This is a genomic window from Mycobacterium sp. ACS1612 (assembly GCF_001667505.1).
GTDB lineage: Bacteria > Actinomycetota > Actinomycetes > Mycobacteriales > Mycobacteriaceae > Mycobacterium.
Window position 1 is genome coordinate 62,926 of the sequence record NZ_LZHZ01000061.1, and the last position, 23,441, is coordinate 86,366.

Annotated in this window: 22 protein-coding genes, 1 tRNA gene and 2 pseudogenes; 17 read left to right on the top strand and 8 right to left on the bottom strand. The window is 65.5% G+C overall.

Annotated features, from left to right (window positions below; translation table 11 throughout):
* Positions 1 to 56 precede the first annotated feature (56 nt).
* From A5724_RS35040 to A5724_RS24470, 3 genes are all read right to left on the bottom strand, one after another.
* Positions 57 to 1,739, bottom strand: coding sequence for a hypothetical protein (locus A5724_RS35040; protein WP_156752438.1), 1,683 nt, complete (start codon positions 1,737 to 1,739; stop codon positions 57 to 59).
* A gap of 428 nt (positions 1,740 to 2,167) precedes the next feature.
* Entirely contained in the window at positions 2,168 to 2,491 is a 324-nt protein-coding gene (locus A5724_RS24465) for a hypothetical protein (RefSeq protein WP_067808475.1), read from the bottom strand.
* A 290-nt stretch (positions 2,492 to 2,781) separates the two neighbouring features.
* Positions 2,782 to 3,099 carry a hypothetical protein gene (locus A5724_RS24470; RefSeq protein WP_156752439.1) on the bottom strand — a complete coding sequence of 106 codons (318 nt, stop codon included), beginning with the start codon at positions 3,097 to 3,099 and terminating at the stop codon, positions 2,782 to 2,784.
* A 454-nt stretch (positions 3,100 to 3,553) separates the two neighbouring features.
* Here A5724_RS24470 and A5724_RS24480 point away from each other — a divergent pair, with 454 nt between their 5' ends.
* A complete protein-coding gene (locus tag A5724_RS24480; RefSeq protein WP_369830664.1) occupies positions 3,554 to 4,831 on the top strand; it encodes an amidohydrolase in 1,278 nt (425 codons plus the stop codon).
* A 2-nt stretch (positions 4,832 to 4,833) separates the two neighbouring features.
* Here the strand turns inward: A5724_RS24480 and A5724_RS24485 are convergent, their stop codons facing one another.
* Positions 4,834 to 5,520 carry a trimeric intracellular cation channel family protein gene (locus tag A5724_RS24485; RefSeq protein ID WP_067808482.1) on the bottom strand — a complete coding sequence of 229 codons (687 nt, stop codon included), beginning with the start codon at positions 5,518 to 5,520 and terminating at the stop codon, positions 4,834 to 4,836.
* Positions 5,521 to 5,632: 112 nt separating this feature from the next.
* Between A5724_RS24485 and A5724_RS24490 the strand changes: the two genes are divergently transcribed.
* The 4 genes from A5724_RS24490 (at position 5,633) to A5724_RS24505 (ending at position 9,823) form a co-directional block, all read left to right on the top strand.
* Positions 5,633 to 7,159, top strand: a complete 1,527-nt coding sequence (locus A5724_RS24490) for a CdaR family transcriptional regulator (RefSeq protein WP_067808484.1) — start codon at positions 5,633 to 5,635, stop codon at positions 7,157 to 7,159.
* A 250-nt stretch (positions 7,160 to 7,409) separates the two neighbouring features.
* The gene (locus A5724_RS24495; RefSeq protein WP_232004964.1) at positions 7,410 to 8,048 is read left to right on the top strand and encodes a hypothetical protein; all 639 of its coding nucleotides are present in this window, start codon (positions 7,410 to 7,412) and stop codon (positions 8,046 to 8,048) included.
* A gap of 158 nt (positions 8,049 to 8,206) precedes the next feature.
* Positions 8,207 to 8,689, top strand: a complete 483-nt coding sequence (locus A5724_RS24500) for a GreA/GreB family elongation factor (RefSeq protein ID WP_067808486.1) — start codon at positions 8,207 to 8,209, stop codon at positions 8,687 to 8,689.
* Between the two features lie 582 nt (positions 8,690 to 9,271).
* The gene (locus A5724_RS24505) at positions 9,272 to 9,823 is read left to right on the top strand and encodes a DUF5994 family protein (protein WP_082965252.1); all 552 of its coding nucleotides are present in this window, start codon (positions 9,272 to 9,274) and stop codon (positions 9,821 to 9,823) included.
* Between the two features lie 683 nt (positions 9,824 to 10,506).
* Here A5724_RS24505 and A5724_RS24510 read toward each other — a convergent pair.
* The 3 genes from A5724_RS24510 to A5724_RS24520 are packed head-to-tail and all read right to left on the bottom strand — an operon-like array spanning position 10,507 to position 13,033.
* Positions 10,507 to 11,175: a 3-oxoacid CoA-transferase subunit B gene (locus A5724_RS24510; RefSeq protein ID WP_067808488.1), complete on the bottom strand. Its 669-nt coding sequence runs from the start codon at positions 11,173 to 11,175 to the stop codon at positions 10,507 to 10,509.
* Positions 11,172 to 11,828 (bottom strand): 3-oxoacid CoA-transferase subunit A, encoded by a 657-nt coding sequence (locus A5724_RS24515; RefSeq protein ID WP_067808489.1) that lies wholly within the window; start codon positions 11,826 to 11,828, stop codon positions 11,172 to 11,174. Before A5724_RS24515 ends, A5724_RS24510 begins: the two co-directional genes overlap by 4 nt.
* Complete coding sequence (locus tag A5724_RS24520) at positions 11,828 to 13,033, bottom strand: acetyl-CoA C-acetyltransferase (RefSeq protein WP_067808495.1); 1,206 nt, start codon at positions 13,031 to 13,033, stop codon at positions 11,828 to 11,830. Before A5724_RS24520 ends, A5724_RS24515 begins: the two co-directional genes overlap by 1 nt.
* Before the next feature lie 73 nt (positions 13,034 to 13,106).
* Here A5724_RS24520 and A5724_RS24525 point away from each other — a divergent pair, with 73 nt between their 5' ends.
* The 10 genes and pseudogenes from A5724_RS24525 (at position 13,107) to A5724_RS24560 (ending at position 21,609) form a co-directional block, all read left to right on the top strand.
* Entirely contained in the window at positions 13,107 to 13,991 is an 885-nt protein-coding gene (locus A5724_RS24525; protein ID WP_067808497.1) for a LysR substrate-binding domain-containing protein, read from the top strand.
* Positions 13,992 to 14,051: 60 nt separating this feature from the next.
* Complete coding sequence (locus A5724_RS24530) at positions 14,052 to 15,017, top strand: AraC family transcriptional regulator (RefSeq protein ID WP_082965253.1); 966 nt, start codon at positions 14,052 to 14,054, stop codon at positions 15,015 to 15,017.
* A 157-nt stretch (positions 15,018 to 15,174) separates the two neighbouring features.
* Positions 15,175 to 16,974 carry an FAD-dependent monooxygenase gene (locus A5724_RS24535; RefSeq protein WP_067808499.1) on the top strand — a complete coding sequence of 600 codons (1,800 nt, stop codon included), beginning with the start codon at positions 15,175 to 15,177 and terminating at the stop codon, positions 16,972 to 16,974.
* The gene (locus tag A5724_RS24540) at positions 16,971 to 18,032 is read left to right on the top strand and encodes a maleylacetate reductase (RefSeq protein WP_082965254.1); all 1,062 of its coding nucleotides are present in this window, start codon (positions 16,971 to 16,973) and stop codon (positions 18,030 to 18,032) included. Before A5724_RS24535 ends, A5724_RS24540 begins: the two co-directional genes overlap by 4 nt.
* Entirely contained in the window at positions 18,029 to 18,991 is a 963-nt protein-coding gene (locus A5724_RS24545; RefSeq protein ID WP_067808500.1) for an intradiol ring-cleavage dioxygenase, read from the top strand. The genes A5724_RS24540 and A5724_RS24545 overlap by 4 nt, the downstream gene beginning before the upstream one ends.
* A gap of 151 nt (positions 18,992 to 19,142) precedes the next feature.
* Positions 19,143 to 19,325, top strand: a complete 183-nt coding sequence (locus A5724_RS35215) for a hypothetical protein (protein WP_156752449.1) — start codon at positions 19,143 to 19,145, stop codon at positions 19,323 to 19,325.
* Positions 19,326 to 19,477: 152 nt separating this feature from the next.
* A pseudogene (locus A5724_RS35220) lies at positions 19,478 to 19,561 on the top strand (hypothetical protein); the annotation flags it as partial.
* Between the two features lie 136 nt (positions 19,562 to 19,697).
* Positions 19,698 to 19,844 (top strand): hypothetical protein, encoded by a 147-nt coding sequence (locus A5724_RS34755; RefSeq protein WP_232004965.1) that lies wholly within the window; start codon positions 19,698 to 19,700, stop codon positions 19,842 to 19,844.
* A 260-nt stretch (positions 19,845 to 20,104) separates the two neighbouring features.
* Positions 20,105 to 20,362 carry a helix-turn-helix domain-containing protein gene (locus A5724_RS24555; RefSeq protein WP_067808504.1) on the top strand — a complete coding sequence of 86 codons (258 nt, stop codon included), beginning with the start codon at positions 20,105 to 20,107 and terminating at the stop codon, positions 20,360 to 20,362.
* A 53-nt stretch (positions 20,363 to 20,415) separates the two neighbouring features.
* The gene (locus A5724_RS24560) at positions 20,416 to 21,609 is read left to right on the top strand and encodes an IS481 family transposase (protein ID WP_067808506.1); all 1,194 of its coding nucleotides are present in this window, start codon (positions 20,416 to 20,418) and stop codon (positions 21,607 to 21,609) included.
* A 47-nt stretch (positions 21,610 to 21,656) separates the two neighbouring features.
* Here the strand turns inward: A5724_RS24560 and A5724_RS24565 are convergent.
* Positions 21,657 to 21,739, bottom strand: a tRNA-Tyr gene (locus A5724_RS24565).
* A 130-nt stretch (positions 21,740 to 21,869) separates the two neighbouring features.
* Between A5724_RS24565 and A5724_RS24570 the strand changes: the two genes are divergently transcribed.
* Both A5724_RS24570 and A5724_RS24575 read left to right on the top strand, forming a co-directional pair.
* Positions 21,870 to 22,361 carry a YajQ family cyclic di-GMP-binding protein gene (locus tag A5724_RS24570; RefSeq protein WP_067808508.1) on the top strand — a complete coding sequence of 164 codons (492 nt, stop codon included), beginning with the start codon at positions 21,870 to 21,872 and terminating at the stop codon, positions 22,359 to 22,361.
* Positions 22,362 to 22,392: 31 nt separating this feature from the next.
* Positions 22,393 to 23,414: pseudogene (locus tag A5724_RS24575) on the top strand (NAD(P)H-dependent glycerol-3-phosphate dehydrogenase).
* Positions 23,415 to 23,441 lie beyond the last annotated feature (27 nt).

Below are 23,441 nucleotides of genomic sequence, written 5' to 3' on the forward strand. Positions count from 1 at the left end.
CGCAGGGTAATTGGCGCTGAGCTCAGCGCATCGACTCGGACGCGGGCGCCGTAGCCCTACCCGTGGGTGCCCGGGTTGCCGTCGGTGCTTCCGGTGGATCCCGATCCGGTACCGCCCGCGCCGCCCGCACCGTCAGCTGCACCGGGGCCGTCGGTGCCGCCGTCGCCACCGTCGCCGCCCGTGCCGGTGCCGTTGGTCGCGGTGCCGTTGCCACCCTTGCCACCGCTGCCGGCATGGTATCCGTTGGCCCAACTGGTGGAACCGCCGTGGCCGCCGTCGCCACCCAGCGCGGTGCCGGTCTCGGCGGTCGCATGGCCACCGTCACCCCCGTCACCGCCGTTCTGCATCAAGCCGCTGCCGCCGCCCGAACCGCCTGCGCCGCCGACGGCGTCACCAGAGTCGACGGCGGCACTGCCACCGGATCCGCCATCGCCGCCTTGACCGTCGATGCCGCCCAGTCCGCCGTTGCCGCCCGCTCCACCCGTCGCGGTGCCGGAGACCGCTGACGCGCCGCCCCCGTCGCCGCCGTCGCCTGCGGTGCCGTTGAAAATGTCGCTGCCGCCGTGCCCGCCCGCGCCGCCGACAGCCGTACCTGTGTCGGTGGTTGCGGTTCCGCCGTTACCTCCGTCGCCGCTGGCGCCTTCGATGCCGAGACCACCGCCGTTCCCGCCGGTACCGCCGTAAGCGTCGCCGTCGCCGGTGGTGGAGGCGTCGCCGCCCGCGCCGCCGGTACCGCCCCAGCCGAACAGCAACCCGGTGTTGCCGCCGTCGCCCCCGTCTCCACCGATGGCTGTGCCCTCGCCGGTGACGGCGTCACCGCCCGCGCCGCCGATACCGCCGGTGCCGATCCACTTACTGCTGCCGCCGTCCCCACCGGCACCGCCCTGAGCGGTGCCCGTCGAAGTGGTGGCTTTGCCTCCTGCGCCGCCGGCGCCGGCGTTGCCGAAGATCAGGCCGGAATTGCCGCCGTTGCCGCCACTTCCACCTGTGACGTCGCCGGTGTCGGACGAGATGCTGGCCCCGACTCCGCCGGTGCCGCCGCTTCCCCACAGCCCGGCGTCGCCGCCGTCCCCACCCCTGCCGCCGTTGACACCCGCGATCCCGGCGCCGCCGTTGCCGCCGTTGCCGAACAGCAGTCCGCCGCGCCCGCCGTTCTGGCCCGGTCCCCCGTCGGCGCCGTTGCCGATCAGGAGGCCACCGTTTTCACCGGGCTCGTCGCCGTTGCCAATGAAGATCCCGACGAATTGGACCGCCTGATAGGTCATTACACCGATCGCCTCGAACGCCGGGTTCCGGAACGATCCGAATACTGTTCCGGGCGAGGCGATCCCGGACATCGCAGCCCGTGAGTTGTCGCCTACCGACGAACCGACGGTGCGCGCGGGGAAGGTCGACGGAGAGAACGCCAGGTTCACCGAGCGTGGGCTGAGGACGGCGCCGGAGCCGAGCAACTGCCGCTCGACAGAGGCTTCGAGAGTGACCGGACCAGGCCCGGCGAGACCGGTGACCGGAGCGAGAGCAGGTTGGCGCGCCGCGAACAACGCGTTCGGTGTGGGCACGTCGACGACCGCGACGGCCAGCACCGAGGGCCGCATGGTCGATGGTGATGACGCCACGTCGGGGACATCGTGCGGGACACCTGCCGCTGCGGCGATTGCTCCGCCGGTGGCGGCGGCCGCGGCGACAAATGTCATCCCCGACGGCCGTCGGCAGCGCGCTTTTCTGTGTTGCGTAGCCATCGAAGCCTCCCCACATCGGTAAGTAGCCCGCCCCGACTTCGTGCTACGAGCTGTTATCTACCCAGGCGTCAATAAGAAATAACATAGTCGCCGGATTTTTTTGCCAGCCTTCTCGTTATTTTCGCGATGTGGATAGGTGCAGCGGGTCGGCAATTGGAAAGGATTGTGCGCCAGACGAGTTCGCGCTGTGGCGGTCGTCAAGAGCCGACGGCGCATCGATTGAATAGCCGGACTAAATTGCTGACGTTGGCGTTTGCGCCGCACAACCGAACATGACGTAATCGAGACGCGAGAGCATTGTTAGCCGGGACGCACCGACGGTGGCATAACGGACCGCTGACGATGGTCAACGAACGCATCGCGGTCAGGGTAGCCGCGGCCAGAAATAAAGCCGCTGATGAGCGGTGGGCCGGTTACACCTTTGGTCACTAGCAGCTGAGCGACACATACGCCGTCTCGTTCGTCACGGTCGTGGCGATATTGGGCCCAGGCGTGCCGAGCTCGTTTCCAGGCACACCGGAGTCGGTACGTGAGTATGTCTGGCCGGGGCGTACTGCGGTTACCGTGCACTGATCGACTGGGCCAGTACCGGTTCGGCTGACGATGACGTTGTAACCCTCGGACTGAAGTTTGCCGATGGTCTGATCGGCTGTGCCGACGCCGCTGGGGGCGGCGCCGGCTGCGGCGGCGGCGCTCAGGCCGAGCGCAGCGGTCGCGACGATAGTTCCAACTGTGGCGGCGATATTCTTCATCTCAATCTCCCTCTGTACGTATCTATTTCGCTGCCCTTCCGGTCGGCGCCGACTAACTCGCCTGTGCCACAACACCGAATAGGCCCGACGAATTGTTTGTCGGGCCTGAATGATGTTGCTGCATCGGGCTGTCGGCCAGCGTCCGCTCAGTGGCGGGTTTCGACCAGAGCTGTGTTAATTCAACAGGAGGACCGCCGCGCTTGTGCTGTCGGAACTCGACAAAGCCAGGCGGCGTCATTGTGGGCTGCGGGCAAGCCCCAGACCAGCAGCCCGCGCGACCATGGAAACAGTCAACCGCTGCTGCCATCAAACGGGTACTCCCCCACCAGAGTCGACCGCTGCAGCCAATGCGACGAGGACAGCGTGCCGCTGTCGTCGTAGCGGATCGTCAGGACCATGCCTGCCCCGGCGATGCCGTTGTCAGCCAGCCCGTCATCAACGCTCGCCTGCGCGAGCACCTCTTCGATATGGCGGATGCGTGCTCGCCTCGCCCGGTAGCCGGAACGGCTTTCGGCGATGTCGATGTAGTCGTCGGGCACTTCGACGCTCGGCCACCTACGAAGGGTCGCCAATTCATTGGTCAGCCGGATGCGAGTCTCACGTGTCATCGAGACATACTCGGCCCTGGTCATTTTCATGATATTCACTTCTCGCTTGACGATGGTGTCGTCAGGAACGCGAAGGCAGACGCCCGCCGTTGACGACTGGGTTGCCCGCTGAGGCGGGCGTGTGGCGCAGCAGCGTCGATCGCGGTACCCCAACGGTGTTGCGCATCAAGCCCGATCAACGGCTGGTGGTCGCACCCAGGTCTTGCGATGGGACTCTGCTTGCTTGACTCCACGGTCCTCGCGCGGGCCGCGGCGGCGGTTGCGCCGTCAGGACAATCACGCGGCGACCGATTGTCGCACCGCGACAATTCGGCCCGCAGGCCACACAGACAGGCTGTCGATCACCACACGCCGATGCACAGCACCCGGACGGTGCGAATACCAAAATAGTTGGGCGAAATCGGGGAATCCTGGGCAGTGGACGCGCGGGTGTTGCCGTCCGGACCGTGAGCGATTGGAGAAGAACGTGGCCGCTGCGGCGAACCCGGCCGCCGTCATCCTCGACGGCCTATCCGAGATCCGGGCGTGGCAAGAAGATCTTTATCGCGACATCCATCAGCACCTCGAACTGTCCCATCACGAGCAGCGCACCGCCCACATCGTCGGCGAGAAGCTACGCCAGTGCGGTTACCAGGTGCACGACGGCGTTGGCGGCACCGGTGTCATCGGCATCATGCGCAACGACGCCGGACCGACCGTGCTGTTGCGCGCCGATATGGACGGGCTGCCCGTCGAGGAGGCGACCGGGCTTCCCTATGCCAGCACGGTTCGCGCCACCGACGCCGCCGGTTACGACGTGCCGGTCATGCACGCGTGCGGCCACGATATCCACGTCGCCTGCCTGCTGGGTGCCGCCGCGTTGCTTGCCCAAGCAACCCAACTGTGGAGCGGCACCGTCATCGCGCTGTTTCAGCCCGCCGAAGAGGCCGGTGACGGGGCGCGCGGGATGGTCAACGATGGACTGCGCGATGTTGTTGGGCCCGTCGACGTCGCCCTGGCACAACATGTGCTTCCTGCACCGGCCGGTGTGGTCGGCACTCACCGCGGACCCGTGCTTTCGGCCGCAGACAGCATGCGCGTCACGCTCTACGGCCGCGGCGCGCACGGGTCGATGCCGCAGGCCGCCGTCGACCCGGTGGTACTCGCGGCCATGATCGTGATCAGGCTGCAAACCATCGTCGCTCGGGAGGTGGCGGCCACCGATACCGTCGTCTTGACGATCGGAAGTATCCGCGCCGGGAGCAAAAGCAATGTGATCGGCGATCACGCTGTGCTGGAGCTCAATGTGCGGACCTATGACGAATCGGTGCGGTCGGCGGTGCTCGATGCGATTCGGCGCATCGTCGTCGCCGAGTGCCACGCGTCGAACTCCCCGCGCGAACCCGAATTTGAGCTCTACGACTCGTTTCCCCTCACTGTCAATGACGATGCGGTCACCGATCGGGTGAGCGAGGCGTTCGCCGCCCACTTCGGGGACCGCCTCCAAGCGATGCCGGCGCAGTCGGCCAGTGAAGACTTCAGCGACATCCCCGACGCCCTCGACGCGCCCTACACCTACTGGGGTATCGGCGGAATCGACGAGCGGCAGTACCGCAGCGCGGCCGATGCTGGCCGGCTCAGCCAGGACGTGCCCGTCAACCACTCCCCGGGTTTCGCCCCGGTCATTCAACCCACCCTCGACACCGGGACTCAAGCCCTGGTGGTCGCGGCGCTGGGCTGGCTAGCCCGCTGACTTCAGCGGCGATCCCCAGGGCCAGCCGCCGGCGGCGGGTCTGGATCAGTCGAACCGGGGTCGGCGTCGATGCCCGGCGGTCCCGGGGCGTTGAGCCGGAAATGCACGCCGAGCATTCGGATGACGAAGCAGAGCGCCGCGGCGGCCAGGGCCGTCGCCAGGCCGTGAATGTTCATGTGGATCGCCCCGACGGTGACCGCGGCAGCGGCCAGTGCGGGGATCGCATACAGTTCGCTGCGCAGCACCGTTGGGATCTGCCCGATCAGGACGTCGCGGATCGTGCCGCCGCCGACCGCGGTGACGACGCCAAGCAGCAGCGTGGGCCCGATTCCCAGGCCGAAGTCAGCAGCCTTGCTCGTCCCGATGACCGCGAACACGCTCAGACCCATCGCATCAAAGACCGTGATCGATGTCTCCAGGCGATTCAGCAGCTTGCTGAGCGCAAATGCCACCAGTCCGCCCCCGACGGCCAGCGCGAAGTAGCGCCAGTCACGAAACGTCGCAGGGGGGATGTCGCCGATGACGAGGTCACGGATAACGCCGCCGCCCAACGCGGTCATCATGCCCAGCGTCACCACCCCGACCACGTCGAGGCGCGCCGCGCGCACCGCGGTCAGCGCACCGTTGAGTGCGAAGACAAAGGTGCCCGTCAGGTCCAAGGCAAGCAGCAACGGAGGTTGCGGATTCACTGGGGCATCAACCCTGTGCCATCTCGTATGCGCGGAAAGCCTCACGCTAGATGGCAACGCTTTGGCCCGTGACCGATACGCTGGAATTTGATTTAGGCCTAGGGAGCGGCTCGTGGTCACGTTAGACCGCCTGGTCAATGTGCTGGGTAGCTATGGCGTGCGGTTGCGGTTCTGCGCGATCCCGCGGTCCACCGAATTGCGCAGCGTCGTGGTGCATGAACTCACCGAGGATCGCGCGGTCGTCGGTGACGTGTTGCTGGGCATCGGTGCGCAATCGGTGAAACAGGCGGTGCGATGGGCGGCGGCAGCCCGTGCGGTCGTCGTACTCATCCGGGGCGACGACGATGACACGGCATTCGCCGGTGCGGCCGAGGGTGTCGCGGTGATGATGGTCGACCCCGCGATGTCATGGAGCGAGTTAGCCGCAGTCATCTTCGGGCTGGTCCTAGAAGGCCGCGAAACCGAATCCGGCCGCGGCCCAACGGATTTGTTCGCATTGGCGGACAGTCTGGCTGAGTCCGCCGGCGGGGCAGTCATCATCGAGGACCGGCTCTCACGGGTGCTGGCCTACTCGCGGCGCCAGCAAAACGCGGATCCGGCGCGGGTGGCGACCATCATTGAGCGCCAGGCGCCCGAGCAGTTGCGGGCCTTCTTCGGCTCGCGTGGTGTGTACGCGCATTTGGCGTCTTCCGACGAGCCAATGTTTGTCAGCCAAGACTCCGATCACGGGATGACCGGGCGCATGGTGGTCGCAGTGCGGTCGGGACGCGAACTCATGGGATCGGTGTGGGTGGAGTGTACGGCGCCGCTGAACGGGGCCGCGCTCACCGCGTTGGCCGACGGTGCCCGCACCGTGGCCCTGCACCTGCTGCGCTCTCGCGCCAGCGCGGACTTGGAGCGTCAGGTCGAATCCGAACTGGTGATCCGGTTACTGGAGGGCACCGCCGATGCGGCCACCGCGGCCAGCCGCCTGGGCCTTGCGCACAAACCCATGCGGGTGATCGCGGTGCAGGCGTGCCTTGGCGCCGAACGAGACGCCGCGCTGTTGTTGGCGTTCGAGCGCGCCACCACCGGGTTCGGCTGGTCTCGGCCCGGGCGGAGCGCCCTGGCCGGCAACACCGTCTACACCCTGCTTCCTGGCGAGGATGCCGACACGGCGCGACGCTGGGTGATCGGTCTGCAGGCGGCATTGCCTGAGCGGATGGCCATATTGGCCGGCATCAGCGGGCCCGCCGAGGCGGCTGACCTCGTCGCGGCCCGCCACGAAGCCGACGAGTGTCTAGCGCTACACGAGATGCGGCCGACCGGCGCCACGGCTCCGGCCTACGACGAGTCGTGGGACGACATCCTGCTACAACGGCTACGCAGCGCGGCGCGCTCGGGCCGCTCCCCCGACCGCGGACCAGTGGCCGAGCTGCGCCGCCACGACCACGAGCACGCCACCGAGTACGTGCCCACGCTGCGGGCCTGGCTGGAGGCCCAGGGCGACCCGACCGAAGCCGGCGATCGTCTGGGAGTGCACGAGAACACCGTGCGCTACCGGCTCCGCAAGATGGCCGAGATCACCCCTCTGCAGCTCGACGACGCCAAAAAGCGGCTGGCCATGATGATTGAACTCGCAGCCACCGACACCGACTGAGGCATGCGCTGTCGAAACACGACAAAGCATCGCGGCGACGTTGTCTGACTGGGGCAAACCCGCGGCAGCCATCCACACCACCATGGGGATAACCGATGGTCGGGCTTTGGAGGTGGGCGATGGTGGCCAGCACTTCATTGCGCGCGACCGCGGTCGCTCACACCGATAGCAATCGGGACGCCACCTGGCGATGCCGACTGGTCGCACGGGCATGTCGATGAAATCCCACGGTCCCCACGACCAACGCGGAATGGCCCATCGCCGTACCGACAACGCGGCGATGGACGCCTTCACTGTGCGCCTGCCCCGGTGGCCGCTTCTGCTGCGGCTGGCCGGCCGGGATCCACTGGTCCGCACCGTCGATCGGATCGAGGCATTGGCCTTCGTGCTGGCCGTCACGGTGTCGCTGGTTGCCGCGCCGATCGCGGCCGCGGTGGGGACCGCGGTCTATGACTCGAGCCGACAGATCTACGCCGAGCAGGCCCACACGCGCCACCCCGTGACCGCGACGGTCACCGACGTCCCCACCTCCCAAGTCTCGCGAAACGGTACCACCACCGTGTCGGCCCGATGGACTGCCGCCGGCGCCGAACACACCGGCACGGTCAAGGCGCAATCGGCAGCCAAAGCTGGTGACATCATTGAGATCTGGGCCGACAACACGGGCGAGCAGGTCCCCGCCCCAGCCCCGACCAGCCGCGCAGCCACCGAAGCAGCGATAGGCGCGGTCGTGATCTGGATATGCGCGGCCGCTATCGCAGCGACCCTGTTCACCGCCACCCGAGGAGTGTGTGACCGTATCCGCTTCGCACGATGGCAACACGGCCTCGACAACCTGGTCGACAACGGTGACGGCCATCAACGTCCAGGTCGCACGTCAGGACGGTGACCCCGCACATGGCGCCCAATGACACTCCCCAGTGGGGCCAACCTGCCCGTCACATTGCTCAGGGCGGTGCCTTACGGAGCGCATGCGCCGAAATCGGCGTGAGCGAGTCGTCAAACATCGCTCTGCGCTGTGGGATTCATGCAACGAAAGGAACTGACATGGCCACCACGACACGGGTCTGGATCTCACCGCAGGCCCACGAGCGGCTCCACCGCGAACTGGACACCCTGCGTTTTCTCTTCTCCGCCGGCATCGCCGATGAGGATGCCGACGAAAACGCCACCGCAGTGCGACGCGCGTGGGAGAAGCGGATTCAACAGATACATGACCTCCTGATCAACGCTGTCGTGGGCGAAGATCCGCCCGACGACGGGGTCGCCGAACCGGGCATGGTCGTCACCATCCGCCGCGACGCCACCGGTGACACCGAAACATTCCTGCTGGGCGTACAGGGCGCCGAATTCGCCGACATGGCCGTCTATTCCATCGAATCCCCGTTGGGAGCCGCCATCGCAGGAGCACGCGCCGGGGACCGGCGCACCTATGAATTACCGAATGGCATCCCCCTGGCCGTCACACTGCTCAAAGCAATGCCCTACGGCCTTCACATCGCCGATCTGACCCAGCCCACACCGCGATGACATCGCACAGCGTGAAAAGACAAGTCCACAAGTAGTTATGAGGAAGTCCGTGTCTCCAACAGCTCCCACCCTCGCAACACTCAACAACCAACTCAACAAGGCCCACCGCCGAATCCGCGAACTCGAAACCCGCGAAGCTGAGCTAGTCGCCCACAACACAACCCTAGGTGCCGTCATCGAAGAACTCACCGAGGACCGTTCACGTCTACGCCTCGGTCACACGCCTCAAATCGCCGAAACCCGTGGCGAATCCAGCGTCGGCCCGCCGCGTTCGCAACTGGAATCAACCGCGCCAAAACTAGGCGGTTTCCACAATTTCGACCCGGATCCGATCGGGACCATATTCGGCGGTAACCAGCCGGTCCCTCGCTGTTCTAACGCAACAAAGACCAGCTCCGCGGTTGTAGGAGTGCGGCAAGCAAATCTCTCGTATTCGTACCACCCTGGAATATGACCATCACCTATACCGACGAGGCGGCCGAAAAGGTCCTGCGAGTGCACGACGGCTAAGCCGCGCGCTCGACAACCCTGACATCCGAACAAAACTCGTCGTGACACAGCGCACAACACGGAAGGCAGCACATGTTAACGATCACCGAGCACATCCGCGACGCATCGACGCGCCGGTCCTCCATCGGAAACCTGCGGATGCGGCTGAAACCCGCACACAAGTCGTGCGGCTTCGTCCAGGGTGCCTGGTGGCCCCGATCAACCGAACTCAGCAGCGAACTGCCCTCGCTACTGGGAGCACTCTCGCTACGGGTCGGCTCCATCGACAGTGTGCTTTACCACGAAGACGACTGGTCCTCAGCACCGCCGAGCATGAAGCATCAGGGCGATCAAGTAATTGTGAGCGGCCACCAAGAGTGGCCGAACGTCGTCTCGCTGTTCGGTCCGCGGTTCGGAAAGCTCGACCTACTGGTCGTCCCCCCATACACCGAGCCCACGCACGCCTACAACGTGGTGACAAAAGCGGCCAGCGTCAACGACGCGTCCACACCCGACCAACTACTCGGAATCACGCGCCGCGCCGATGATCGACTGCTGTCCCCCGTCTCCCTTGAGCGATGGGAAGCCGACGGAGGAGCACTGCCACCTGCATCGCGATCACAACCTCAGATGCAGAACGCCTGAACACCAGACTCACGCCCTCATTGCCGCTGCGGGGGCGAAGCCAATTTTGCGGTACGCCGGTCATGGACCATGACTGATCCCTCGGCGCGAAACCTGCGAGCTCTCGACAACGGTTGTGCGACAAAAACACTCGTTGTCTACCAGTATCCCCGACGACCACCGAAAGCATGACATGTCAGTGACTCGTACGAGACTCCCCAACACACGCCCGATCGGCATGACAACAACATCCACCGTTGCCGATATGTCGGCTGCACACCGATTCATCGGAACGGGTATGCGCGGCGTCGACACTCGCCACGTCGTCGCTATCGCTATCCAACGTTGGGAAGCTGAGGGAGGAGCGCTGGGCGACATATCCCACGCTTAGCATCACCGACACGTCCGCCCGGCAACTCAGCCGCGGCCTTTGGCTCACAGCCGCCACCGCTTCCGCGCAGTCCAACCCGCACCCGAAGGGACCAATTGGCGCAGATCACCGCACCGGTCTGCACCATCGCCGGCTCCGAGGACATTGCCACACCCCCAGAGTTGTTGCACCAGATCGCCGTCGGCGTGCAGTGTGCGCGAGGTTATCCTCGACGGCGTTGCTCACCTGGCGCCTGCCGAAAAGCCCAGAGAGGTCGCGGAAATCATGGTCAGCCACATCTGCCGGTACGCGAACACTTCGAGTAGCCAGCCTCTCAGCTGACGAGACTTCTGCGGCTGTGCCGAGCTTCAGCGGTGAGAAGGGTGACGTCGAGGCGTTGCGCTAGTTCCGCGCGGCTGATGCCGTAGGTGTCGCGGACGGTCACGCCGTCGGCGTTGATGTCGAACACTGCCAGATCGGTATAGACCCGGGACACGCATCCCAGGCCCGTTAATGGGTACGTGCACGTCGGAACCAGTTTGGCGGAGCCATCTTTGGCGAACAGTGTCATCATGACGAACACTTGTTTGGCGCCGATGGCCAGGTCCATGGCACCGCCAACGGCGGGAATCGCGTTGGGAGCGCCGGTGTGCCAGTTGGCCAGATCGCCTTTGGCTGACACCTGAAAGGCACCGAGCACACAGACATCGAGGTGGCCGCCGCGCATCATCGCAAATGAATCGGCGTGGTGGAAGTATGCGGCGCCGGGAAGCTCGGTGACCGGGATCTTGCCCGCATTGGTCAGGTCGGAGTCGATCTGGTCGCCGACCGCAGCGGGTCCCATGTGCAGCATCCCGTTTTCGGTGTGCAGCACGATCCCGGCACCGGCAGGCAGGTGGTCGGCCACGGTGGTGGGCTGGCCGATCCCGAGGTTGACATAGGAGCCGGCCGGTATGTCACGGGCGACCAGGGCGGCCATCTGCTCTTTGGTCAGTGCGCTCATACCGCCACCACCTTGTCGACGTAGATGCTGGGAGTGATCACCGCTTCGGGATCGAGCGCGCCGGTCTCAACCACTTCGCGCACCTGAACGATCGTGGTGGTCGCTGCCGTCGCCATCACGGGCCCGAAGTTGCGGGCGGTCTTGCGGTACACAAGGTTGCCCATCCGGTCGGACTGGTAGGCACCTATCAGGGCGACGTCACCGGCGAGGGGATACTCCAAAATGTAAGTGCGGCCGTCGATTACCCGTTCCTCTTTGCCCTCGGCCAGCGGGGTTCCGACGGCGGTGGGGCAGTAAAACGCTCCGATGCCGGCACCGGCGGCGCGCATCCGCTCGGCGAGGGTGCCCTGCGGCACGACCTCGAGTTGGATGTCGCCGGCGCGGTAGAGGCCGTCGAATATCCAGGAATCGGATTGCCGGGGGAATGAGCAGATGACCTTGCGAACGCGCCTGGCGGCCAGCAGGGCGGCCAAACCGGTGTCGCCATTGCCGGCGTTGTTCGATACCACGGTGAGATCCGTTGCGCCGTGGTCGATCAGCGCATCGATGAGCGCGACGGGCATGCCCGCCATCCCGAAACCGCCGATAAGGACGGTGCTTCCGTCATTGATGTCAGCCACAGCGTCCGCGGTGGTGTCACAGATGGTCGCCATCACTGCACCGCCTCGAACACCGCGGCCAGCCCCTGTCCCCCACCGATGCACATGGTTTCCAGGACCGTGCGCGCGCCCCGTCGCCGCGCTTCGTAGGCCGCGGTGGCCAGGATTCGGGCACCGGTCGCACCGATCGGGTGCCCCAACGAGATCCCGGAACCGTTGGGATTCACGCGGTCATCAAGCGGGTCGACCTTCCATTCGGCCAGCACCGCCAGCACTTGCGCGGCGAAGGCCTCGTTGAGTTCGATCAGGTCGATATCGTCGAGCGTCAGGCCGACGCGCTGTAACGCTGCCGTGCTGGCCTTCACCGGGCCGATGCCCATGACTTCAGGCGCGCAGCCCGTCACAGCCCACGAGCGCAGCTTTAGAAGAGCGGTCAGGCCGAGCCGGGTGGCGTCGGCGGCGGTGGTGACCACACAGAGTGCAGCGCCGTCGTTTTGACCAGAGGCGTTGCCGGCGGTGACCGTCGACTCGCTATCCACCTTGCGGAGGATCGGGCGTAACGCGGCGAGCGTCTCGACGCTGATATCCGCGCGAGGGTGCTCATCGCGGTCAACGACGACATCGCCGTGACGGCTTGGGACGGCGACGGGCACCAGTTCGTCGGCGAAGTGTCCGGCTTCATGGGCAGCGACCGCCCGCTGGTGTGAGCGCACCGATAGCTCGTCCTGCTCGACGCGTCCAATCCCGTAATCGCGACGCAGGTTCTCCGCCGTCTCGATCATGCCGCCGGCGATGGGATGCGAACTGCCACCGGCGGTTTCGCGGGCACGATCGAGCCGGTCCATCAGTGCGATACCGCCTTGCCGGACACCGGTCCGCAGGCCGAGGGCGTAGTGCTCGACATTGGACATCGATTCCGCCCCGCCGGCGATCACCACACCCGCAGCTCCGGTGGCCACCTGCCCGGCGGCGTAGAGCACGGCCTGTAGGCCGGATCCGCACCGTCGATCGATCTGCAGGCCGGGGACCTCGGTGCCCAAGCCGGCGTCCAACGCGGCGATGCGGCCGATGGCCGGGGCCTCACCGTTGGCATAGCCGTTGCCCAGAACGACGTCATCGACGTCACCTTCGTCAAGCCCGGTACGGTCGATCAGCGCGCGCAAAGCGGCGGTGGCCAAATCGGTAGCGGTCAGCGCCGCCAGAGCCCCGCCCATCCGGCCGACCGGAGTTCGGACGGGATTACAGATCACGACATCCATGCCTCGACGGTAGGTCTGAGCGCAGATATTCTGAAATACTTAAATCAGGGTCTTTGATAGGTAGAACGTTTTAATGGAGTTGCGACATCTGCGGTACTTCCGGGCGGTCGCCGAAGAACTGCATTTCGGACGCGCAGCCCAGCGCCTGCTCATCGCCCAACCGCCGCTGTCGCAACAGATTCGCCAGCTCGAGCGCGAGTTGGGCGTGGAATTGCTGATCCGCTCGACCCGCCACGTCGAGTTGACCCCGGCGGGCCAGGCATTCCTGGCCCGGGCCAGCGCGATCCTGGATGCGGTGGACGACGCCGCCGATCTGGTTCGCCGCGTCGCTGATGGCACCACCGGTCGGCTCACCATCGGGTGCGTCGGCTCGGCCACCTACTCGGTGCTGCCGCGGCTCGTCCGCGCGCTCAGTGAATTGCTACCCGATGTCGATGTCAGGGTCCGTGGGGAGATGCTCGCCCCGGCGCAACTGGCGGCGTTGGCGGCGGGAGAGATCGACCTCGCCCTACTGCGCCCGCCCGTTGTCGACCCCGGGCTGTCCACCGAGATCATCCGCCGGGACTCGCTGTTGGTCGCGCTGCCGGAAGGGCATCGGTTGAGCAAGCGAAAGGGACTGACAATAGGCGATCTCCGTGAGGAAGATCTCGTAGCGTATGCCGGCGGAGGTCGCTCCTTCATGACATCGTTGCTGGCGACGCTGTGCGCCGACGCCGGCTTCACTCCCCGGGTGCGCCATGAAGTGGAGGAGACCTCGACACTGGTCACCCTGGTGGCCGCCGGACTCGGGGCTGCGATCGTGCCCGCACCGACATCGGCTCTGGACATTGCTGGTGTGGTCTACCGTCCGCTGCAGCCGAAGAGTCTCGGCGTCGAACTGGTGGCCGCCTGGCCGGCCTCAGCCCACGATCAACTGGTCTGCCGGGTGATCGAGATTCTCCGACGGGTGGCTTCGTGATCCGACGGTCGATAAGGTCCAACGAATACGTGTGGCATGAGTCCCTAGTAGATTCCTGTTATGCAGACCATGCCCGCACGGCCGCGCGCGTTCACGACGGTCGGTCTGCCCGATCAGCAGCGGGTGGAACTGTGGGAGAGCCACAACGCCACCGCCCTGATCGGCCTCCGTTGTCGGAATTTGCGCGCGGAAGTGCTTGAGGCGACTGAGATTAACCTTCAGTTGGACCGGATGCACTTGGCGCGGGTACGCGGCACTTCACACGTGGTGGAACGCGACGAGACGCTGGTCCGGGCACGCCCGACGGAGTCGGTGGCGTTGTTTTTCAGCTTGGTGGGTGAGGCGTTCTTCTACCACGAGGATGGGGTCTGGTCGCTGCGACCGGGGCAGTTGTTGATGTGCGACGCTGACCGGCCCTTTATGCGGGGCTTCTCTCAGGGTCTCGAGGAGCTGGTGTTGAAGATCCCGCGCGAGCTTTTCGCCGCAGTCACCGACATCCACCAGCTTGCGCGGCCCATCGTCCGTGACTTCGGCAGCGATGAGCAGCCGGTCGCACATGCCTTGGCGCGATGTGTGGGCGCTGCCGTAGACGCTCACGAGCCGCAACCGGTTGCTGAGGACGCCCTACTCGATCTGGTCGCCGCGCTGTGCGCGCCTGGCCGTCACGATCTGCATCCGGCGCATTTGAAGGCTGTGGAGACCTATCTCAACCTGCATTATCGCGATCCGGCACTATCCGCGCGGCGGGTCGCCGCCGCCGTTGGCATCAGCACTCGGCATCTCTCGCGTCTGCTCGCCGAGGCGGGAACCACGCTGCCCGAGCATGTGCTGAATCGCCGGTTGGAAGCGGCCCGAGCGCTGCTTCAGACGCCCGAGGCCACGTCGATGACGGTCGCCGAGGTTGCTCACCGGTGCGGCTTCGTGTCATCCGCCCACTTCTCCAACGCCTTCACGACCCGCTTCGGTGAACGCGCCAGCGACGTACGACGGCGTGCCGTGGCCACCCGGTCGTTACCGCCTGCCTGACGAACCACCCGCACGGTGGCTGGCACGCAAGTTCGTGCAACGGCCATCTGTTCGGATTCACGCCGAGTCGAGCCCAAGCTGTCGACGGGTCGTTGTGTCCGTGCCCACACTCGATCCCATGTGCCGGAGCCCAACCCGGCCGGGAAGGGTGACTCCAATGCCGGAGTTCGACGACGGTCAGGCCGCCACGACGCTGCCCAGCTCCACACTTGTGGAGACCGACGTGTTGATCGTCGGATCCGGGCCTGCCGGGGCCTCGGCGGCGCTGCTTCTCTCATCACTCGGTATCCGCAACACGATGATCACCAAGTACCGGTGGACGGCGAACACACCACGCGCTCACATCACCAACCAGCGGGCAATGGAGATCTTCCGTGACTTGGGTATCGAGAAGCAGGTGCTGGCCGACGCCACGCCGCACAACCTGGTGGGTGACACGGTGTTCTGCACATCCATCGCAGGCGAGGAGATCGGCCGCATCCACACCTGGGGAACCAGTCCCGAGCGGGAAGCCGACTACCAGTTGGCATCTCCATGCTTGACGGTCGATATTCCGCAGACCTACCTCGAGCCGATCCTGGTGCGCAACGCCACCGTCCGGGGCACGGAGACCCGGTTCTCCACGGAGTACCTGGGGCACACCCAGGACGCCGACGGCGTCGACGTTGACGTGCTCGACCGGCTCACCGGGCTGCGCTACACCATCCGCGCCAAGTACCTCATCGGCGCCGACGGTGCCCGCTCCAAAGTGGCCGACGACATCGGCCTGCCCTTCGAAGGCGCGATGGACATCGCCGGTTCGATGAACATCACCTTCAAGGCCGACATCAGCGAACACTGCAACCACCGTCCATCAGTCCTGTACTGGGTGATCCAGCCGGGGTCGAACGTGGGCGGAATCGGCGCCGGGCTGGTGCGCATGGTTCGGCCCTGGAACGAGTGGTTAGTGGTGTGGGGCTACGACATCAACGACGAGCCACCGGTGGTCGACGATGCGGCCGCCACTGCGATCGTGCGCAACCTGCTGGGAATGCCCGAACTCGACGTCGAGATCACCGGTTCTTCGCTGTGGGGCAACAACGAGATGTACGCGACACACCTGCAATCGGGTCGGGTGTTCTGCGTCGGCGACGCCGTTCATCGACATCCGCCGAGCAACGGCCTTGGGTCCAACACTTCGATCCAGGACTCCTACAACCTCGTCTGGAAGCTGGCGGCGGTACTACGGGGTCAGGCGAATCCGTCTCTGCTGCAAACTTATTCGGCCGAGCGAGTTCCGGTGGCGGAGCGGATCGTCACGCGCGCCAACAAGTCGAGTCGCGAGTTCGTCCACCTGTTCCACGCGCTGGGTGTCACCGCCGCGGAGACCGAAGAAGAGATGTTGCGCGAGATCGAGGAACGAAAAGAGAACACACCGGCGGGCGCGGCCAAGCGTGCGGCCTTGGTGAAGGCGATGGAGCTGAAGCATTACGAGTTCAATGCTCATGGCGTAGAGCTCGGGCAGTTCTATGAGTCCTCGGCGATCGTGGCCGATAGCACGGCGCGCCCGCTGCCCACGCGTGATCCGGACCTCTACTACGAGGCTTCCACGGTCCCCGGGTCCCATCTTCCGCACGCATGGGTCGGTGATAACCGTCGCAGGCTGGCGATGATGGATCTTGCTCCCTACTCCAGCTTCACCCTGATCACCGGTATCGCCGGGGAAGCCTGGGAAACTGCGGCAGCATCAGTGGCACACGAGCTCGGCGTGCCACTGAAATGCGTGGTGATCGGGCCTGGACGCGCTGTCACGGACCTCTACTACGACTGGGCGAAGCGGCGCGAGGTCGAGGAGAGCGGAGCGCTGCTGGTGCGGCCGGACAAGTACATCGCCTGGCGAAGCCACAGCCTGCCCGAGGATCCCGAGGGAAGCCTTCGCGATGCGCTGGCCGCTGTCCTTGGGCGCGAGCCGGCATGACGATGCGCTTCGTGCACGAGACATTGGCGCAGCGCGTGCACTTCGCCCCCGGCGCCGCCGCCGACGCAGTCGCCGACGAGGTCGACCGTCTCGGCGTCCGCCGGGTGATGGTGATCGCCGGGCCGGCCGAGGCGGAGCTCGCCCACGCGGTGACCGCGAGATTGCCCGTGAGCCTGGTCCACGACGAGGTGGCCATGCACGTCCCGGTGCCGGTGGCCGAGCGCGCCCGTGCGGCTGCCAGCGAACATTCCGTCGATGTCGTGATAAGCGTGGGCGGCGGATCGACCACCGGCTTGGCAAAGGCGATCGCGCTGACGTCAGGATTGCCGGTGATCGCCGTCCCGACGACCTACGCCGGGTCCGAGGCGACCGACGTCTGGGGTCTCACCGATGATGGTCACAAGATCACCGGCAGTGATGCGCGGGTTCTTCCGCGTGCTGTGGTGTACGACGCCTGCCTGACGCTGACTCTGCCGGTCGACCTCAGCGTGGCATCCGGACTCAACGGCTTGGCGCACTGCGTGGACGCGCTCTGGGCGCCACGGGCCGACCCGATCAACGCCGCGCTGGCCACCGAAGGCATCCAGACCTTGGCCAGAGGTCTGCGCCTGGTCGTCGACGACCCCACCGGACTCGGTGGCCGGGAGCAGGCTCTCTGCGGTGCCTACCTCGCCGCGGTCGCTTTCGCGTCGGCGGGCTCGGGGCTGCACCACAAGGTCTGCCACGTGCTGGGCGGACGATACAACCTGCCCCACGCCGCGACCCATGCGATCGTGCTGCCGCACGTGGTCGCCCTCAACGCACCCGCCGCGCCGCAGGCGGCTGAGCGGATCGCGGACGCACTAGGCTCGGCGACCGCGCTGGGCGGGCTACAGGAACTTCGGGCCCGTCTCGGCGCGCCTCAGGCGCTGCGCGATCACGGTTTTCGAGAGGAACAGATCGGCGACGCGGTCGAGGCGATTCTGCCCGTCGTGCCGGACAGCAATCCCGCAGTCGTCACAGCCGACAACCTTCGGCGGTTGCTGCACAACGCCTGGAAAGGAGCAGATCCCCAATGACCACCTCCGACTTGTCAGACACCGCATACGACCAGACCGTCTCAGCCGAGCAACGGGCCCGGGAGGAAGAGCTGCTGCAACGTGTCGTCGATTCCTTCGCCGGTACCGCCGACCTGCGCTTGAAGCAGCTTCTAGAGGCCCTCGTGCGGCACTTGCACGCGTTCGTCCGTGAGGTCCGACTCAGCGAGGACGAGTGGAAGCAGGGCATTGACTTCCTCACCGAGGTCGGTCACATCACCGATGAGCGCAGGCAGGAGTTCATCCTGCTCTCCGACACCCTCGGCGTGTCCATGCAGACCATCGCGATCAACAACGAGGCCTACGCTGATGCCACCGAAGCCACCGTGTTCGGACCGTTTTTCGTCGACGGTGCGCCCGAGATCGAACTCGGAGGCGACATCGCCGCCGGTGCCACAGGACAGCCATGCTGGGTCGAGGGCACAGTCCGCGACACCTCCGGAAGGCCCGTTCCCGGCGCTCGAATCGACGTCTGGGAGGCCGACGAAGACGGCTTCTACGACGTGCAGTACAGCGACAGCCGCACAGCTGGACGAGGCCACATGTTCAGTGACCAGGACGGCAACTACTGCTGCTGGGCCATCACTCCCACGCCGTACCCCATCCCGCATGACGGACCGGTGGGCAGGATGCTGACCGCCGCCGGCCGCTCACCGATGCGGGCTTCGCACCTGCACTTCATGGTCAGCGCACCCACCCTGCGCACGCTGGTCACTCACATCTTCGTCAGGGGCGACGAACTGCTGGACCGCGACAGCGTGTTCGGTGTCAAAGACTCGCTGATCAAAGACTTCATCGAACAGCCGCCGGGAACACCGACTCCGGACGGCCGGGACCTGGGAGACCGGTCGTGGTCACGGACCCGCTTCGACATCGTCCTCGCCCCGGCCGCCGATCCCGAGCCGAGTCACTTTAACTCCGTGGCGGCGTCGAACGGATGAAAACGCTACTGAGGCAGACGAAATGATGAGCACCGTAGGTGAGGAATGTGAGATGACTGAACTCTTGACAGCACGACCAGAGCCCCGCCATGAATGAGCGGGAGGTCATCGTCGTCGCGCCGGTCCAACAGGTCTTGCGACAGCGCTCGGCCTGGCGAAGCAGGGCATACGGGTGACCGTTGTCGACCGTGACGACGAAATCGGTACGGCGCCAAGGGCGCTGATCCGTCTTTTTCCCACGCTCGACGGCTTCGAGGCCTGGGCATCCGGGAGGACGTCGAAAAGCGCGGCCTGCTCGCGCCCGAGCTCAACTTCGTCGTCTGGGAGACGATAAAGGCGATCCCGGTCAACCACGATGCAGTCAAGGACATCGTTCGTTTTCTCTACGCGGTCAGCCTCGGTCAGGACGAGATCACCGAAGTACTCCTCGAGCACCTGCCGGCGTGAGCCCAGCGCCGAGGTGATGCTCGGCAGCCCGCTCGTGGCATCGAGCAAACAGAGGATTCCGTCACGGCTGTATTCACGACCGGACGCGGGGAGCGGCGGATCACCGCCGATTGGTCGGTCGGCGCCGACGGCGCGGACTCCGCGGTCAGGAAGCTCTGCGGGTCGGGCTTCGACGGAATGACGTGGCCCGACTGTTTCGTCGCCACGAACGTGAGCCGGTCCGTTCGAGACGATCGGCTTCGCCGACGCGAACTTGGTCATGGACACCGTGTACGGCGCGATCCTGCTGCGGATCGGCAACACCGGCACGTGGCGTTTCACCTACCGGGAGTCCGGCGATCTCCCGATCGAGACGTACGCGCAGCGGATCCCCGAACAGCTGCACGACTGGAGCGTCCTGGGATGAGATAGGTTCTGCGGTAGGGGATTTGATGCCCCGCCGAGTCGCCGGACGTTCGCGAAGCACGGCTATACCGCTCGGGCGCCCTCTTCCGATCAAGCACAGACGCCTGCGGGTTGGCCACCGCGACAACCACATAGGCCCCACGCCCACCCTGCCGATAGCACCAAAGACTGTGCCTGGAGCGTCGGAGGGCGGAATTGCACTGGTGTAATAACTCTGCACATCTGGAGATCTCATGACTCCGTCACGTTCTCGAGGCGACTATGACTGGTTCAATCTCGCCTGACGGCAATCTGCCCGCTGCGCGTCGGCTTCTCACCGTCCTGGAGGCCGCCGACGCGCTGAAAATCTCACGCTCGTCGGTGTATCGACTGTTCGACACCGGTCAGCTTGCCTGGGTTCAGATCGGCTCCTCACGACGCGTGGCGTCAAAGGAGATCGAGCGGTTCATCACCGCGCACACCACCGCGAAAGGTGGCCTGACCAGGGTGGCAGGTGCAGTGTCTGATTTCAGGACATAGTTGGCAGCTGTCTCGAGACATAGTTGACACCTCGTTAAGCCGGGAGGTCGGCCATGTCGAAGGCGCAGCTCGTCATCACCGCGGTCATACGGGAAGGTCGCAGCAAAAGCGAAGTCGCCCGCGACTACGACATCTCCCGGTACTGGGTGCAGCAACTGGTCAAACGCTACGAGACCGAAGGCGTGGCGGCATTCGAACCACACTCACGCCGCCCCCACCACAATCCCCACACCGTCAGCGCCGCGGTGGAAGACAAGATCGTGCGACTACGCAAAACGTTGGACAAAGCCGGCTACGACGCCGGCGCGGCCACCATCGCCGAACACCTCGCCCGCGACCACACCATCACCAACGTCCCTGCGGTGTCCACCATCTGGCGGATCCTGTCTCGTCGCGGCTTCGTGATCCCCCAGCCCCACAAACGGCCCCGCTCCTCGTGGAAACGCTTCTGCGCCGAACTACCCAACCAATGCTGGCAAGCCGACGTCACCCACTGGCGGCTGGCCGATCACCGCGAAGTAGAAATCCTCGACATCATCGATGACCACTCCCGCATCGCCATCGCCAGCCACGTCCGACCCGTCACCACCGGCCCCGACGTCGTGGACACCTTCCTGTCCGCCATCACCACCTGGGGCACACCAGCGAGCCTGCTCACCGACAACGGCGCCATCTTCACCGCCAAACAACGCGGCAACGGGCGCACCGCCCTGGAAATCACCCTGGGCCAACTCGGCATCAAATACAGCCGCTCACGTCCCTATCACCCCCAGACCTGCGGCAAGGTCGAACGCTTCCACCAAACACTCAAGAAACACCTACGCGCCCAACCAGCCGCCACAACCATCACCGAACTGCAACAACAAATCGACGCATTCCTGGCCTACTACAACACCATTCGGCCGCACCGCGCACTACACCGCCGCACACCACAACAGGCCTTCAGCGACCGGCCCAAAGCCCTGCCCACCGGCTACCAAATCCCGCCGCACTACCGCCTGCGACACGACAGAATCGACGCCGCCGGCGTCATCACCATCCGATACAACAGCCGCCTGCACCACATCGGCTTGTCCAAGCACCTGCGTGGCACCAAAGTCACTGTGCTCATCGACGACCTCGACATCCGCGTCCTCGACCACGCCACCGGCACCCTGATCCGCAAACCCACACTCGACCCCACCCGCGACTACCAGCCCCGCGGCGTCAAAAGTGGAAACAGCCCCGAAAACAGACTCCAGATGTAAATGATGTCTCGGGACATCTGTCAACGATGTCCCGAGACATCACAGCGTGGCAGGTGCAGGATTCGAACCTGCGTAGGCGTTAGCCGACGGATTTACAGTCCGCTCCCATTGGCCGCTCGGGCAACCTGCCTGGGTGCTGCACCGCCCCAGCTGATCCGCTCCTCGCGTCCGCGGGTGACCCGGTTTGGTGCGACTAGCAGGGTACAACGAGGATGGGCCTAAGACGAAAACGCACCGTAGAGCCCAGGAAGGACGGATCCATGGCGGATTCATCGTTCGACGTCGTGAGCAAGGTCGACCGCCAGGAAGTCGACAATGCGCTGAACCAGGCCGCCAAGGAGCTGGCCACCCGTTTCGACTTCCGCGGCACCGACACGACCATCGCCTGGAAGGGCGAGGAGGTCATCGAGATCGTCAGCTCGACCGAGGAACGCGTCAAGGCGGCCGTCGACGTCTTCAAGGAGAAGCTCATCCGCCGCGACATCTCGATGAAGGCGTTCGACGCGGGCGAGCCGCAGGCCTCGGGCAAGACCTACAAAGTCAGCGGCACCATCAAGCAGGGCATCAGCAGCGAGAACGCCAAGAAGATCACCAAGCTGATCCGCGACGAGGGCCCCAAGGGCGTCAAGGCGCAGATCCAGGGCGACGAGATCCGTGTCAGCTCGAAGAAGCGTGACGACCTACAGGCCGTCATCGCGATGCTCAAGGGTGCCGACCTCGACGTCGCGCTGCAGTTCGTCAACTACCGGTGAAACGGCAGCCCTCAGCCCTACGCTGAGCGGCATGGCTGCGCAACGCGAACCAAAAGTCGTCGTCCTCGGGGGAGGGTCCTGGGGCACCACCGTGGCGTCCATCTGCGCCAGGCGCGGCCCGACGCTGCAGTGGGTGCGCTCGCAGGAGACCGCCGATGACATCAACGACAACCACCGCAACGCGAAGTACCTCGGCGACGAGACGCAACTCCCCGAAAGCCTCAGGGCCACCACCGACTTCGCCGAGGCCGCGCAGTGCGCCGACGTCATCGTCATGGGCGTGCCGTCGCACGGCTTCCGCGCCGTGCTCACCGAACTCGCCAAGGAACTGCGGCCGTGGGTGCCGGTGGTGTCGCTGGTGAAGGGTCTCGAGCAGGGCACCAACTATCGGATGAGCCAGATCGTCGACGAGGTGCTGCCCGGCCATCCGGCAGGCATCCTCGCCGGACCGAACATCGCCCGCGAGGTGGCCGACGGCTACGCCGCCGCCGCGGTTCTCGCGATGCCCGACCAGCATCTGGCGGCCAGGCTGGCGGAGTTGTTCCGCACCAAGCGATTCGCACGTACACCACCGACGACGTGACCGGCGTCGAGATGGCTGGCGCGTTGAAGAACGTCTACGCGATCGCCGTCGGCATGGGTTACTCGCTCGGCATCGGCGAGAACACCAGGGCCATGGTCATCACCCGCGCGGTGCGGGAGATGTCGAAGCTCGGTGAGGCGGTCGGCGGCCACCGCGACACGTTCGCCGGTCTGGCAGGCACTGGTGACCTGATTGTCACGTGCACCAGCCAACGCAGCCGCAACCGCCACGTCGGCGAGCAACTGGGCGCGGGCAAGCCGATCGACGAGATCATCGCGTCGATGAATCAAGTCGCCGAGGGCGTCAAAGCCTCAAGCGTCATCATGGAATTCGCCGACAAGTACGGCATCAACATGCCGATCGCTCGCGAGGTCGACGGTGTCATCAACCACGGCTCCACCGTCGAGCAGGCCTACCGCGGACTGGTCGCCGAGAAGCCGGGCCACGAGGTGCACGGCTCGGGCTTCTGAGCGTCCACCGGAAATCGTTGGCCTTTA

What these genes read in the sequence shown, in the direction of transcription:
- A5724_RS24500 (WP_067808486.1), top strand. Translation starts at nt 8,207, where the DNA reads ATGGCCACCACGACACGGGTCTGGATCTCACCGCAGGCCCACGAGCGG.
- A5724_RS24505 (WP_082965252.1), top strand. Translation starts at nt 9,272, where the DNA reads ATGTTAACGATCACCGAGCACATCCGCGACGCATCGACGCGCCGGTCC.
- A5724_RS24535 (WP_067808499.1), top strand. Translation starts at nt 15,175, where the DNA reads ATGCCGGAGTTCGACGACGGTCAGGCCGCCACGACGCTGCCCAGCTCC.
- A5724_RS24560 (WP_067808506.1), top strand. Translation starts at nt 20,416, where the DNA reads ATGTCGAAGGCGCAGCTCGTCATCACCGCGGTCATACGGGAAGGTCGC.
- A5724_RS24510 (WP_067808488.1), bottom strand. Translation starts at nt 11,175, where the DNA reads ATGAGCGCACTGACCAAAGAGCAGATGGCCGCCCTGGTCGCCCGTGAC.
- A5724_RS24495 (WP_232004964.1), top strand. Translation starts at nt 7,410, where the DNA reads ATGGCCCATCGCCGTACCGACAACGCGGCGATGGACGCCTTCACTGTG.
- A5724_RS24540 (WP_082965254.1), top strand. Translation starts at nt 16,971, where the DNA reads ATGACGATGCGCTTCGTGCACGAGACATTGGCGCAGCGCGTGCACTTC.
- A5724_RS35040 (WP_156752438.1), bottom strand. Translation starts at nt 1,739, where the DNA reads ATGGCTACGCAACACAGAAAAGCGCGCTGCCGACGGCCGTCGGGGATG.
- A5724_RS24465 (WP_067808475.1), bottom strand. Translation starts at nt 2,491, where the DNA reads ATGAAGAATATCGCCGCCACAGTTGGAACTATCGTCGCGACCGCTGCG.
- A5724_RS24520 (WP_067808495.1), bottom strand. Translation starts at nt 13,033, where the DNA reads ATGGATGTCGTGATCTGTAATCCCGTCCGAACTCCGGTCGGCCGGATG.
- A5724_RS24470 (WP_156752439.1), bottom strand. Translation starts at nt 3,099, where the DNA reads ATGACACGTGAGACTCGCATCCGGCTGACCAATGAATTGGCGACCCTT.
- A5724_RS24570 (WP_067808508.1), top strand. Translation starts at nt 21,870, where the DNA reads ATGGCGGATTCATCGTTCGACGTCGTGAGCAAGGTCGACCGCCAGGAA.
- A5724_RS24515 (WP_067808489.1), bottom strand. Translation starts at nt 11,828, where the DNA reads ATGGCGACCATCTGTGACACCACCGCGGACGCTGTGGCTGACATCAAT.
- A5724_RS34755 (WP_232004965.1), top strand. Translation starts at nt 19,698, where the DNA reads ATGGACACCGTGTACGGCGCGATCCTGCTGCGGATCGGCAACACCGGC.
- A5724_RS24525 (WP_067808497.1), top strand. Translation starts at nt 13,107, where the DNA reads ATGGAGTTGCGACATCTGCGGTACTTCCGGGCGGTCGCCGAAGAACTG.
- A5724_RS24530 (WP_082965253.1), top strand. Translation starts at nt 14,052, where the DNA reads ATGCAGACCATGCCCGCACGGCCGCGCGCGTTCACGACGGTCGGTCTG.
- A5724_RS24555 (WP_067808504.1), top strand. Translation starts at nt 20,105, where the DNA reads ATGACTGGTTCAATCTCGCCTGACGGCAATCTGCCCGCTGCGCGTCGG.
- A5724_RS24545 (WP_067808500.1), top strand. Translation starts at nt 18,029, where the DNA reads ATGACCACCTCCGACTTGTCAGACACCGCATACGACCAGACCGTCTCA.